Origin of the sequence: Pseudomonas sp. LD120 (assembly GCF_009861525.1) — a bacterium.
Lineage (GTDB): Bacteria > Pseudomonadota > Gammaproteobacteria > Pseudomonadales > Pseudomonadaceae > Aquipseudomonas.
In genome coordinates this window covers 163,034-175,182 of record NZ_WVHL01000001.1, presented here as the reverse complement: position 1 = coordinate 175,182, position 12,149 = coordinate 163,034, and the positions used below count along the sequence as shown (strand labels likewise).

At 60.4% G+C, this 12,149-nt stretch carries 12 protein-coding genes; 10 read left to right on the top strand and 2 right to left on the bottom strand.

What is annotated here, in order from left to right:
* Positions 1-4: 4 nt before the first annotated feature.
* Entirely contained in the window at positions 5-595 is a 591-nt protein-coding gene (locus PLD_RS00860) for an LON peptidase substrate-binding domain-containing protein (RefSeq protein ID WP_159888995.1), read from the top strand.
* Positions 596-616: 21 nt separating this feature from the next.
* Here PLD_RS00860 and PLD_RS00855 read toward each other — a convergent pair whose 3' ends face one another.
* Together PLD_RS00855 and PLD_RS00850 are read right to left on the bottom strand one after the other, a co-directional pair.
* Entirely contained in the window at positions 617-1,933 is a 1,317-nt protein-coding gene (locus tag PLD_RS00855; protein WP_159888993.1) for a bifunctional DedA family/phosphatase PAP2 family protein, read from the bottom strand.
* A 48-nt stretch (positions 1,934-1,981) separates the two neighbouring features.
* Positions 1,982-2,668 carry a DNA-3-methyladenine glycosylase gene (locus PLD_RS00850; RefSeq protein WP_159888991.1) on the bottom strand — a complete coding sequence of 229 codons (687 nt, stop codon included), beginning with the start codon at positions 2,666-2,668 and terminating at the stop codon, positions 1,982-1,984.
* 176 nt (positions 2,669-2,844) lie between these two features.
* On the opposite strand from PLD_RS00850, the gene PLD_RS00845 reads away from it, so the two are divergent.
* From PLD_RS00845 to PLD_RS00805, 9 genes are all read left to right on the top strand, one after another.
* Positions 2,845-4,110 (top strand): glutamate-5-semialdehyde dehydrogenase, encoded by a 1,266-nt coding sequence (locus PLD_RS00845; RefSeq protein ID WP_159888989.1) that lies wholly within the window; start codon positions 2,845-2,847, stop codon positions 4,108-4,110.
* Positions 4,110-4,754: a nicotinate-nucleotide adenylyltransferase gene (gene nadD / locus PLD_RS00840; protein ID WP_159888987.1), complete on the top strand. Its 645-nt coding sequence runs from the start codon at positions 4,110-4,112 to the stop codon at positions 4,752-4,754. The genes PLD_RS00845 and nadD overlap by 1 nt, the downstream gene beginning before the upstream one ends.
* Before the next feature lie 60 nt (positions 4,755-4,814).
* The gene (gene rsfS / locus PLD_RS00835; RefSeq protein ID WP_159888985.1) at positions 4,815-5,237 is read left to right on the top strand and encodes a ribosome silencing factor; all 423 of its coding nucleotides are present in this window, start codon (positions 4,815-4,817) and stop codon (positions 5,235-5,237) included.
* A 9-nt stretch (positions 5,238-5,246) separates the two neighbouring features.
* A complete protein-coding gene (gene rlmH, locus PLD_RS00830; protein ID WP_011063671.1) occupies positions 5,247-5,714 on the top strand; it encodes a 23S rRNA (pseudouridine(1915)-N(3))-methyltransferase RlmH in 468 nt (155 codons plus the stop codon).
* Positions 5,715-5,726: 12 nt separating this feature from the next.
* Positions 5,727-7,622: a penicillin-binding protein 2 gene (gene mrdA, locus PLD_RS00825; RefSeq protein WP_159888984.1), complete on the top strand. Its 1,896-nt coding sequence runs from the start codon at positions 5,727-5,729 to the stop codon at positions 7,620-7,622.
* A 31-nt stretch (positions 7,623-7,653) separates the two neighbouring features.
* Positions 7,654-8,757, top strand: a complete 1,104-nt coding sequence (gene rodA / locus PLD_RS00820) for a rod shape-determining protein RodA (RefSeq protein ID WP_178116108.1) — start codon at positions 7,654-7,656, stop codon at positions 8,755-8,757.
* Between the two features lie 17 nt (positions 8,758-8,774).
* Positions 8,775-9,785: a lytic murein transglycosylase B gene (gene mltB, locus PLD_RS00815; RefSeq protein WP_159888980.1), complete on the top strand. Its 1,011-nt coding sequence runs from the start codon at positions 8,775-8,777 to the stop codon at positions 9,783-9,785.
* Positions 9,785-10,795, top strand: a complete 1,011-nt coding sequence (locus PLD_RS00810) for a septal ring lytic transglycosylase RlpA family protein (protein WP_159888978.1) — start codon at positions 9,785-9,787, stop codon at positions 10,793-10,795. The genes mltB and PLD_RS00810 overlap by 1 nt, the downstream gene beginning before the upstream one ends.
* 187 nt (positions 10,796-10,982) lie before the next feature.
* Complete coding sequence (locus PLD_RS00805; RefSeq protein ID WP_159888976.1) at positions 10,983-12,140, top strand: D-alanyl-D-alanine carboxypeptidase family protein; 1,158 nt, start codon at positions 10,983-10,985, stop codon at positions 12,138-12,140.
* The last annotated feature ends 9 nt before the right edge of the window (positions 12,141-12,149 follow it).

Here is a 12,149-nt window from a genome sequence, read left to right as displayed (position 1 = left end):
ATGTATGAGCCTGGCGCTTTTCCCTCTTAATACGGTGCTGTTCCCCGATTGCATCCTCGATCTGCAGATTTTCGAGGCGCGTTACCTGGACATGATCGGCCGCTGCATGAAGCAGGGCAGTGGTTTTGGCGTGGTGTGCATTCTTCAGGGCGAGGAAGCTGGCACCGCTGCTACAGCTCACGCGCTGCTGGGCTGCGAGGCGCTGATCACCGACTTTCACCAGCAGGACAACGGGCTGCTGGGAATCAGAGTCAAGGGGGGACGACGTTTTCGTGTACTCAGCAGCGAGGTGCAGAAAGACCTGCTGACGGTGGCTGAGGTCCAGTGGCTGGAAGAGGCAGCCGAGCAACCATTGCAGGACGAGGATGGCGACCTGATTGCACTGCTCAAGGCCCTGGCCGAACACCCGATGGTCGAGGCTCTGGACATGGGCGGCGAGGCCTCAGGGCAGTTGTCCCTGGCCAATCAGCTGGCCTATCTGCTGCCTTTTTCCGAGTTGGATAAGCTCGATCTGTTGCAGTTGAACGATCCGCAGCAGCGCCTGGACGCGATCCAGCAATTACTGGATGAGCTGCAGGGCGAGCTATTCGCCTGAGCCGACAGGTGTGGCTACGCCTTAATAGGCGTAGCGCGTCAGCGCATGTGGCAGATGCCGCATGGCCATGAAGCTGCAAATGAACAGCATCGTCGGCAGTAACAGCCACCATGCCTTGGCGGGCATGGGCTGCAGCGGAGTGTGTCGCTGGATCAAGCTCAGGCTGGCTGCGCAGATACAAGCGGCGAGCATGGCTCCGGCAAGAATGTCAGTGGGCCAGTGAGCCCCCAGGTACACCCGTGATACGGCGATCGATGCCGCGGGCAAGCAGCCCAGCAGCAGCCAGGTCAGGCGCATGCGTAGCGGTTGGCCGCGTCCGGCTAGCACCGCCAGGGTCAGAAACAAAGCAAATGAGCCTGAGGAATGTCCACTGGGCATGCTGAAGCTGGTGAGCGGCTCGGTCAGGACTTCGGGGCGTATCCGGGCGAAAAACCATTTACTGCCAGTGTTGGCCAAGGCTGTGCACATCAGGGTCGTGCCGGCGAACAGAGCATGGCGCCACTGACGCAGTGCCAGCAAGAATAAGGTCAACGCGGCGCTGATGATGAACATGGCGCGAAACTCGCCGATCTGGGTGATCATTACCATGATCCTGTCCAGATCCGGATTTCGATGTTCTTGCACCAGGGCGATCAAGCCCTGGTCGAATTGGCTCAGGTACGGATAGCCGATAAACAGTCCGGACAACATCAGCAGGCTCAAGCCGGACATCAGCAAGGTCGCCTGGCGATGGCCGCGCAGGCTGCTGTTGATACTCAAGCCGATCAGCACTGCCAGGCTGCCCATCACCACGCCGGCCTGGGGCCAGAATCCTTCTGGGAGTGGCAAGCGAATGGCTGCGCCGGTGGCCCAGCCCGGCAAAATATAGGCCAGCGACCAGCCCGCTGCCGCCAGCAGGCTGACGGCGAAGAAGCGCACAAAGGGCATGTCGAACATCCCGGCGACCATGGGCAGCATCGGGCGCAACGGGCCGATGAAACGTCCTACCAACAGGCTGACGATGCCGTAGCGTTGGAAGTAGGTTTCGGCGCCGTTGAGCCATTCCGGATGATGGCGCAGTCCCGGCAGGCGGCGGATATTTTGGTGGAAGCGCCGCCCCAGCAGGTACGACATCACATCCCCCAGCACGCCACCGAAGAAGCCCAGCAGCAGGGTTTCGCCCAGTGATAGCGCGCCATTGCCAGCCAGGACGGCAATGGTGAACAGCAGCACCGTGCCCGGAACGATCAGGCCGGCAATGGCCAGGCATTCCACACACGCCACGACAAATACGGCAGCGGCCAGCCATTGTGGGTGGGTGGTCAGCCAGGCGGTCATGCTGTCGAGCCATGGGCCCATAAATTCAACTCCATCATTGTTTTTCGACGAGGTGTGGGGGTCGCGGTGTCAGTCGAGGATCAGATAGTCGCGGCCTTCGACCTGGCCGCGGCGCAGCGGGTTCCGTGTGCAGTAGGGCGCGTAGGCGGCGTCGACGAAGCGGTACATCAGGTGTTCGTCGCGCCCGTGGGGGATGCCCAGGCGAGTGGTCTGGATTATCTGCGGCACAACGGTGCCAACGTCTTCGACGAACAGGGCCTCATGATCGAAACGTTTTGCATCCCAATTCGGGACTTTAAGGCCCATGGCCTTGCACAGCAGGGTCTGGCCGGCGCAGAGCTTTTGCGGCGGGCGTGGATGGCCGCTGGCGTCCGGGTTGTTCAGCTGCATTTGCGCCAGGCTGGCCGGGCCGGAGAGTTTGTCGGTCCACGGGTAGGCGGACTTGATCAGTACCGCGTTGCCGGGGCCTTGGGCGCTGAAGTTCAGCGAGTCGCCGCCACGGGCGTAGTACATATAGATATGCCCGCCGTCCAGAAACAAAGCCTTACGTTTTTCTGTATAGCCGAGGGAGGCATGGCTGCCTTTTTCCTCGCAGTAATAGGCTTCGGTTTCAATAATCCGCGCGGACAACCACCGCTCGCCTACTTTATGGCGAATGACTTTGCCCAGCAGTTCGCGGGCCAGGCGTTGAGCATCACGGTCGAAAAAGCTGTCAGGCAGGGCGTTAGGCCGTTTCGCGGAGGGCAGAAGGGACATGATGGTGACGGGCGATGGCGGAAAAAGAGACGTAATGGTAACAACTCCAGGCTTAATTCAGGCTGAAGCACGAGTATTTACACTCCATTTCGACCATCCGCCCGTGACCGCTGTCCGTGGGCGGGCGCGACAGCTATAATCAGCCGCTTTCCTCTTTGCCAAGACCACACCAGACCATGACTGAGTCCGTTCTTGACTACATGACCCGTTTGGGTTGCGCTGCCCGCCAAGCTTCCCGGGTGATCGCCCGTGCCACCACCGCGCAGAAGAACCGTGCACTGCTGGCGGCTGCCGATGCGTTGGACGCAGCTCGACCGGAGCTGACTGCGGCCAACGAGCAGGACCTGGCCAACGGCCGGGCCAATGGTCTGGAACCGGCTTTGCTGGATCGTCTGGCGCTGACGCCCGCCCGTATCGACGAGATGATCGAAGGCCTGCGTCAGGTGGCCAAGCTGCCTGACCCCATCGGTGAAATTCGCGATATGCGCTACCTGCCTTCGGGCATCCAGGTGGGCAAGATGCGCGTGCCCCTGGGGGTGATCGGCATCATCTATGAGTCCCGTCCGAACGTGACCATCGATGCCGCCAGCCTGTGCCTGAAGTCGGGCAATGCCACCATCCTGCGCGGCGGCTCCGAGGCGATTCACTCCAACCGTGCCATCGCCACCTGCATTCAGCAGGGCCTGGCGGCGGCCGATCTGCCGCCCCACGTGGTGCAGGTGGTGGAAACCACCGATCGCGCAGCGGTGGGGGCGTTGATCACCATGCCCGAATTCGTCGACGTGATCGTGCCCCGTGGCGGCAAGAGCCTGATCGAGCGGGTCAGCCGTGACGCCAAGGTGCCGGTGATCAAGCACCTGGACGGCGTCTGCCACGTGTATATCGATGTGGCGGCGGACCTGGACAAGGCGATCCGCATTGCCGACAACGCCAAGACCCAGCGCTACGCCCCGTGCAACACCATGGAAACCCTGCTGGTTCATGCCGCCATTGCCGAGCGTGTATTGCCGCCGCTGGCCGCGATCTATCGCGACAAGGGTGTCGAACTGCGCGGCTGCGCGCAAACCCGCGCGATCCTGGGGGGCGACGTGCTGCAAGCCACCGAAGAAGACTGGCGCACCGAATACACCGCGCCGATCCTCTCGATCCGGGTGCTGGACAGCCTGGAGCAGGCCATCGAGCACATCAACACCTACGGTTCGCACCATACCGACTCGATCGTCACCGAGAACTTCAGTGATGCCCGGCGCTTCCTCAACGAAGTGGACTCCAGTTCGGTCATGGTCAATGCCTCGACGCGCTTTGCCGACGGTTTCGAGTACGGTCTTGGCGCTGAGATCGGCATCTCCACCGACAAGCTGCATGCCCGCGGCCCGGTGGGCCTGGAAGGCCTGACCAGCGAGAAGTACGTGGTCTTTGGCGACGGTCACGTGCGCACTTGATGGGTAAACGTATCGGTTTGCTGGGCGGCACCTTCGATCCAGTGCATATCGGCCACTTGCGTGGCGCGCTGGAGGTGGCGGAATCCATGCAACTCGACGAGCTGCGGCTGACCCCCAGTGCCAGGCCGCCGCATCGGGATACACCACAGGTGTCGGCGCTCGATCGTCTGGCGATGGTCGAATGTGCGGTGGCGGGCGTCTCTCCCTTGGTGGTGGATGACCGCGAGCTGAAGCGGGACAAACCGTCCTACACCCTCGACACCCTGGAACAGATGCGGGCCGAGTTGGCCGCGGATGACCAGTTGTTTCTGTTACTGGGCTGGGACGCGTTTTGCGGCCTGCCCACCTGGCATCGTTGGGAAGAATTACTCCAGCATTGCCACATCCTGGTGTTGCAACGCCCGGATGCCGATAGCGAACCGCCGGATGCCTTGCGCAACCTGCTGGCGGCGCGCTCGGTGAGCGACCCGCTGGCCCTGCAAGGGCCGGGGGGACACATTGCATTCGTCTGGCAGACGCCGCTTGCGGTGTCCGCCACCCAGATCCGTCAACTGCTGGCCAGCGGTAAGTCGGTACGTTTCCTGGTGCCTGACGCGGTCCTGGCCTACATCGATGCACACGGGCTTTACCGTGCGCCGAACTGAAGGAACGCTGCCGGCCTGTGCTGAGCGGCGCTCCAAACATACGAGCTGAACGAGTTTTATATGACTAACCAAGTAATGAAAGGCGAAGATCTGGTCAAAGTGGCTGTCGCCGCGCTGGAAGACGTCAAGGCCCTGGACGTCCTGGTGATCGATGTTCGCGACAAGCAGAGCATCACTGACTACATGATCATCGCCACCGGTACCTCCAACCGCCAGATCGGCGCGATGCTGGAAAAGGTCCGCGAAATGGTCAAGGCCCAGGGCGTGCGTCCACTCGGTGAAGAAGGCAAGGGCGACAGCGACTGGGTGCTGTTGGACCTGGACGATGTGATCGTGCACATGATGACCGCCTCGGCTCGTCAGTTCTATGACCTCGAGCGTCTGTGGCAAGGTGCTGAGCAGAGCCGCGCCGCTGATGGCAAGCACCACAGCCCTGAGCACGGTCACGAGCACTTCACCAAGCTCAATAAAGACCAGCAATAAGGGACCGCTGTGCGCCTGCGTCTGATCGCTGTCGGTTCACGCATGCCCAAGTGGGTGGAAGAGGGGTGGCATGAATATGCCAAGCGTCTGCCATCCGAGCTGGCGCTGGAACTGGTGGAAATACCGCTTAACACTCGGGGCAAGAACGCCGATGTGGCTCGCTTCATCCGTCAGGAAGGCGAAGCCATGTTGGCCAAGGTCGGGCACAACGAGCGCATCGTCACCCTTGAGGTGCATGGCAAGCCTTGGAGCACCGAGCAACTGGCGGTGGAGCTGGACCGCTGGCGCCTCGATTCGCGCACGGTGAACTTCATGGTTGGCGGCCCGGAAGGGCTGGCGCCGGAAGTGTGTGCGCGCGCGGATCAGCGCTGGTCGCTATCGCCGTTGACCTTGCCGCACCCGCTGGTGCGGATTCTCATCGGTGAACAGCTGTATCGCGCCTGGACCGTGCTGTCCGGGCACCCTTACCACAAGTAGCCCGCGCCCCTAATGTCCCAGCCGATCCGTATCAAGGACCACGAAAAAGACGCCCGTCTGGTGCGTGGCCGGGTCGTGTTCGGCGTCATTATGGTGGCCTGCATGTTTGGGGTACTGATTGCCCGTCTGTATTACCTGCAGGTGATCCAGTATGAGTATCACTCCACACTCTCGGAAAATAACCGGGTTCACGTGCAGCCGATTCCCCCGACTCGTGGGTTGATTTTCGACCGTAACGGGGTAGTGGTGGCCGACAACCGGCCCAGCTTCAGTCTGAGCATGACCCGTGAGCGCTCCGGCGACTGGCGGCAGGTGCTCGATGTGATTGTCGAGGTGCTGGAGCTGACCCCTGAAGACCGGGCATTGTTCGAAAAACGCATGAGACAGGGGCGGCGGCCATTCGAGCCGGTGCCGATCCTGTTTGAGCTGACGGAAGAGCAGATTGCTCGAATTGCGGTGAATCAGTTCCGTTTGCCCGGGGTGGAAGTGGTCGCGCAGTTGGTCCGACATTACCCTCAGGGTGCGCATTTTGCCCACTCGGTGGGGTACATGGGGCGGATCAACGAGAAAGAGCTGAAGTCCCTGGACCCGGTGAACTACAGCGGTACTCACCATATTGGCAAGACCGGCATCGAGCGTTTCTACGAGCCGGAACTGCATGGCCAGGTCGGTTACGAAGAAGTTGAGACCAACGCCCGCGGCCGCGTGCTGCGCGTGCTCAAGCGTACTGACCCGATTCCGGGCAAGGACATTGTCCTGAGCCTCGATATCAAATTGCAGGAAGCGGCGGAGCTGGCCCTGGGCGGACGCCGTGGAGCGGTGGTGGCGCTGGACCCGAATACCGGTGAGGTCCTGGCAATGGTCAGCCAGCCGAGCTTCGACCCCAACCTGTTTGTTACTGGCATCAGTTTCAAGGCTTATGCCGAGCTGCGTGATTCCATTGATCGGCCGCTGTTCAATCGAGTGCTGCGCGGCCTGTATCCGCCGGGGTCGACCATTAAGCCCGCCGTGGCCATTGCCGGGCTGGACGCTGGTGTGATCACGGCAGCGAGCCGCGTCTATGACCCGGGTTACTACCAATTGCCCAACTACGACCACAAGTACCGTAACTGGAACCGGAGTGGCGACGGTTATGTTGACTTGGACACCGCGATCATGCGTTCCAACGACACCTATTTCTATGACCTGGCCCACAAGCTGGGGATCGACCGGCTCTCGTCTTACATGAGCAAGTTCGGTATCGGTCAAAAAGTCTCCCTGGATATGTTCGAAGAGTCGTCTGGTTTGATGCCGACCCGCGAGTGGAAGCGCGCCACCCGGCGCCAGGCCTGGTTCCCGGGGGAAACCCTGATTCTGGGGATCGGTCAGGGCTACATGCAGGCCACTCCGCTGCAATTGGCCCAAGCGACGGCGTTGGTGGCCAGCAAGGGGCGCTGGAATCGTCCGCACCTGGCCAAGAGCATCGAAGGCGAGAAGCCGGTGGATCACAATCCGATGCCGGACATCGTCCTGCGTGATCCGGCTGACTGGATGAAGGTCAATCACGGTATGCAACAGGTGATGCACGGCGCCCGTGGTACTGCGCGCAAGGCGGCGATCGGCGCGCAATATCGCATCGCCGGCAAGAGCGGTACCGCTCAGGTGGTGGCGATCAAGCAGGGTGAGAGGTACGACCGCTCCAAGGTTCAGGAGCGACACCGCGACCACGCCTTGTTTGTCGCTTTTGCCCCGGCGGAAAACCCGAAGATCGTGGTGTCGGTAATGGTCGAGAACGGTGAGTCGGGCTCCGGTGTCGCGGCCCCAGTGGTGCGTCAGGTGATGGATGCCTGGCTTCTCGGCCCGGATGGCCTGCTCAAACCCGAGTTTGCCAGCCCTACCAGCGCGGAGGCTCCGGCCCGTGAAGAGTAAGTTTGACCGCATCCTCTCCAGCGAGGACGTAATGCGGCGTCGTGCGACGCTATTGCAACGCCTGCATATCGACGGCCCCCTGCTGATCCTGCTGCTGACCCTGGCCGCTGGCAGCCTGTTCGTTTTGTATTCGGCCAGTGGCAAGAGCTGGGATCTGTTGGCCAAGCAGGCGACCTCTTTCGGTATCGGCCTGGTGTCGATGATCGTCATCGCGCAGTTCGAGCCGCGATTCATGGCGCGCTGGGTACCGCTGGCCTATGTGTTTGGCGTGGTACTGCTGGTGGTGGTGGATGTCATGGGGCATAACGCCATGGGGGCGACCCGTTGGATCAACATTCCCGGGGTGGTCCGCTTCCAACCGTCTGAATTCATGAAGATCATCATGCCGGCGACCATCGCTTGGTACCTGTCCAAGCGCACGTTGCCGCCGCATCTCAAGCATGTTGGGATCAGCCTGGTACTGATCGGCATCCCCTTTATCTTGATCGTGCGCCAGCCGGACCTGGGCACGGCGTTGCTGATCCTCGCCGGCGGCACCTTCGTGTTGTTCATGGGCGGGTTGCGCTGGCGCTGGATTCTCAGTGTGCTGGCGGCTGCGGTACCGGTGGCAATCGCCATGTGGTTTTTCATCATGCATGACTATCAGAAGCAGCGGATCCTCACCTTCCTCGACCCGGAAAGCGATCCTTTGGGCACGGGGTGGAACATTATCCAGTCCAAGGCGGCTATCGGCTCGGGCGGGGTCTTTGGCAAAGGCTGGTTGCTGGGTACCCAGTCGCACCTGGACTTTTTGCCGGAGAGCCACACCGACTTCATTATTGCGGTCATGGGCGAAGAGTTCGGTCTGGTGGGTATTTGCGTGTTGCTGTTGATTTATCTGCTGCTGATCGGGCGTGGCTTGGTGATCACTGCTCAGGCCCAGACGCTGTTCGGAAAATTGCTGGCGGGCAGCCTGACCATGACGTTTTTTGTTTACGTTTTCGTCAACATCGGTATGGTCAGTGGCTTGTTGCCGGTGGTGGGGGTGCCGTTGCCGTTTATTAGCTACGGAGGAACTTCGTTGGTGACGCTACTGTCAGCGTTTGGGGTGTTGATGTCGATCCATACCCATCGCAAGTGGATCGCGCAGGTTTGATTAAGGTGAAGAATTCAATGCAATTAATGCGTGGCTGGGCCGCTCGGCAAGCGTCGTGGGTCGGTCTGGTAGGCATCCTGGGTACCGCGCAAGCTGCAGTTGCCGGTGATTACGAAGGTTCGCCCCAAGTGGCGGAGTTCGTCGGCGAAATGACTCGGGATTATGGTTTCGCTGGGGAGCAGCTGATGGGCGTGTTCCGCGAGGCCGAACGCAAGCAGTCGATTCTTGACGCCATTTCGCGGCCCGCCGAGCGGGTCAAGCAATGGAAGGAATACCGTCCGATGTTCATCACCGAGGCGCGGATAGCCCGGGGGGTGGACTTCTGGCGTCAGCACGAGGCAGTGCTGGCCCGGGCTGAGCAAGAGTACGGCGTGCCGGCCGAGGTCATCGTGTCGATTATCGGCGTGGAAACCTTTTTCGGGCGCAATACCGGTAATTATCGGGTGATCGATGCGCTTTCGACCCTGGGTTTCGATTACCCGCCGCGGGCCGAGTTTTTCCGCAAGGAACTGCGTGAGTTTTTGCTGCTGGCCCGTGAAGAACAGCTTGATCCGCTGAGCCTAAAGGGCTCTTACGCCGGTGCCATGGGCTTGCCGCAGTTCATGCCGAGCAGCTTTCGCGCCTACGCGGTGGATTTTGACAATGATGGGCACATCAATATCTGGACCAATCCGGATGATGCCATTGGCAGCGTGGCCAGCTATTTCAAGCGCCATGGCTGGGTTGCGGGCGAAGCGGTGGTCAGTCGCGCCGATGTACGTGGTGATCGGGTCGACGAAGGCTTGACCACGGGGATCGAACCGATCAAGACCGTCGGAGAGTTGCGGGCCTTGGGCTGGTCGAGTCATGATGCGTTGCGCGATGATCTGCCGGTTACCGCATTCCGTCTGGAAGGCGACAAAGGCCCGGAATACTGGCTGGGCCTGAAGAATTTTTACGCGATCACTCGTTATAACCGCAGCGTGATGTACGCCATGGCCGTACATCAGTTGTCTGAACAGTTGGTCCAAGCACGGGGCGTTAATTAATGCTGGTAATGCCAATCCGCAAACCCCTGAAGCTGGTGGCTTTTGCCACGTTGTCCTTATTGGTGGTCAGTTGCTCGACGAGTCGTTCGCCGCAGCAGAAGTCCTCCAGCGCCGTGCGTTCGATGCCCGGGCTGGACGTCAATCGTGCTCACAAGGATGGTGCTCCCTGGTGGGATGTCGACGTTTCGCGCATTCCCGACGCGACCCCGACCCTGCACACCGGCCCGTACAAGGCCAATCCCTATACGGTATTGGGCAAGACTTACTTCCCCATTCAGGATTCCAAGCACTACGTGGCTTCTGGCACGGCGTCTTGGTATGGCACCAAGTTCCATGGCCAGAACACCGCCAACGGCGAGGTCTATGACCTTTACGGCATGAGCGCGGCGCACAAGACCTTGCCTTTGCCCAGCTATGTACGGGTGACTAACCTGGACAACCACCGCAGCGTCATTTTGCGGGTCAACGACCGTGGTCCGTTCTATTCCGACCGGATCATCGATTTGTCCTACGCTGCGGCAAAGAAGCTTGGGTACGCCGAGACCGGCACCGCCCGGGTCAAGGTCGAAGGCATCGACCCGCAGCAATGGTGGGCCGAGCGTGGTCGTCCGGCGCCGTTGATGCTTAACGAGCCGCAAGTGGCGCAGAATAATGCGCCAGTGATCACCGCCTCGACCGGCCGCGTCGAGCAATGGACGCCGCCACCTCAGCAACACGCCGCCGCAGTGGTTCCGGTGCAAGTGGACACGAAAAAGAACACCGCTGCGCCAACCTCTGGTCAGTACCTTCAGGTGGGTGCCTTTGCCAACCCGGACGCTGCCGAGCTGTTGCGGTCGAAACTGAGTGGGATGGTGAGCGCGCCGGTGTTCATCAGCTCAATTGTGCGCAATCAACAGACGCTGCATCGAGTACGCCTGGGGCCGTTTGGCTCGTTGGGTGAGGCTCAGCAAGCGCAGAATAGCCTGCGTCTGGCCAATCTGGGTCAGTCGAGCGTGGTGACTGCCGAGTAAGAAGACTCAAGGATTGAAGGTCCGCTTGCGGTATTGGGGGGTGGATCTTGGTTGTTGGCTCGTCGAACAACAAAAACCCGGCAAGGGTCAGTGAGTGAACAACTGCACACGCGACAGCTCTTTAGAAAGCTGTCTGAAATAGTTTTGCCCTCAAGGGCAAGTTCCCATTAGCAACTTCGAGAGACGGATGAACATCACCACCTTTGCCAAACGCTTGTGCCTGCTTGTCCCGCTGATCATCACGCCCGCCGCCTGGGCGGTCGAAGCGGTGCCGTCGCCACCGCAACTGGCCGCCAAATCCTATGTGCTCATGGATGCCAGCAGTGGTAACGTGCTGGTGGAGAACAATGGTGATCAGCGTCTGCCGCCTGCCAGCTTGACCAAGCTGATGACCGCCTACATCGCGACCCTGGAAATCCGTCGTGGCCAGATCGGCGAGAGCGATCCGGTGACCGTGAGCGAAAACGCTTGGCGCACTGGTGGTTCGCGGATGTTCATCAAAGTGGGGTCGCAGGTCTCTGTCAGTGACCTGCTGCATGGCATCATCATTCAGTCGGGTAATGACGCCAGCGTCGCACTTTCCGAGCACATCGCCGGCAGCGAAGATGCGTTCGCCGACATGATGAACAAGACTGCCGCCGACCTGGGCATGATCAATAGCCACTTCATGAACCCGACGGGTCTGCCGAACCCGGATCATTACTCGTCGGCCCATGACATGGCGGTTTTGGCTCGCGCGATCATTCACGAAGATCCAGCACACTATGCGATCTATTCGCAGAAGGAGTTCTTCTGGAACGGTATCAAGCAACCTAACCGCAACCTGTTGCTGTGGCGCGACAAGACCGTTGATGGTCTGAAAACCGGCCACACCGACGAAGCCGGCTATTGCATGGTGTCCTCGGCGGTACGTGATGGCATGCGTCTGATCGCCGTGGTGTTCGGCACCAATAGCGAGCAGGCCCGCGCCGCTGAAACCCAGAAACTGCTGACCTATGGTTTCCGTTTCTTCGAAACCCAGACCTTCTACCAGAAGGGGGCGGAGCTGGCTCAGGCACCGGTGTGGAAAGGCACCGTTCATCAGGTCAAGGCCGGTCTGGCTGAAGACCTGACCATGACCATGCCTAAAGGCCAATTGAAAAAACTCGCGGCCAGCATGACCATGAATCCGCAACTGATCGCGCCAATCGCCAAAGGCGACGTGATTGGTAAAGTCGAAGTGAAACTGGACGACAAGGTGGTACACAGTGCCGACCTGATCGCCCTGGAAGCGGTCGACGAAGGTGGTATCTTCCGCCGCATGTGGGATAGCATCCGTCTATTCTTCTACGGCTTGTTCAACTGATATTGTCGA

Coding starts and splice junctions, on each gene's coding strand:
- mrdA (WP_159888984.1), top strand. CDS start 5,727: ATGTCCCAGCCGATCCGTATCAAGGACCACGAAAAAGACGCCCGTCTG.
- PLD_RS00845 (WP_159888989.1), top strand. CDS start 2,845: ATGACTGAGTCCGTTCTTGACTACATGACCCGTTTGGGTTGCGCTGCC.
- PLD_RS00860 (WP_159888995.1), top strand. CDS start 5: ATGAGCCTGGCGCTTTTCCCTCTTAATACGGTGCTGTTCCCCGATTGC.
- PLD_RS00850 (WP_159888991.1), bottom strand. CDS start 2,668: ATGTCCCTTCTGCCCTCCGCGAAACGGCCTAACGCCCTGCCTGACAGC.
- nadD (WP_159888987.1), top strand. CDS start 4,110: ATGGGTAAACGTATCGGTTTGCTGGGCGGCACCTTCGATCCAGTGCAT.
- PLD_RS00810 (WP_159888978.1), top strand. CDS start 9,785: ATGCTGGTAATGCCAATCCGCAAACCCCTGAAGCTGGTGGCTTTTGCC.
- rodA (WP_178116108.1), top strand. CDS start 7,654: ATGCGGCGTCGTGCGACGCTATTGCAACGCCTGCATATCGACGGCCCC.
- mltB (WP_159888980.1), top strand. CDS start 8,775: ATGCAATTAATGCGTGGCTGGGCCGCTCGGCAAGCGTCGTGGGTCGGT.
- rsfS (WP_159888985.1), top strand. CDS start 4,815: ATGACTAACCAAGTAATGAAAGGCGAAGATCTGGTCAAAGTGGCTGTC.
- PLD_RS00805 (WP_159888976.1), top strand. CDS start 10,983: ATGAACATCACCACCTTTGCCAAACGCTTGTGCCTGCTTGTCCCGCTG.
- PLD_RS00855 (WP_159888993.1), bottom strand. CDS start 1,933: ATGGGCCCATGGCTCGACAGCATGACCGCCTGGCTGACCACCCACCCA.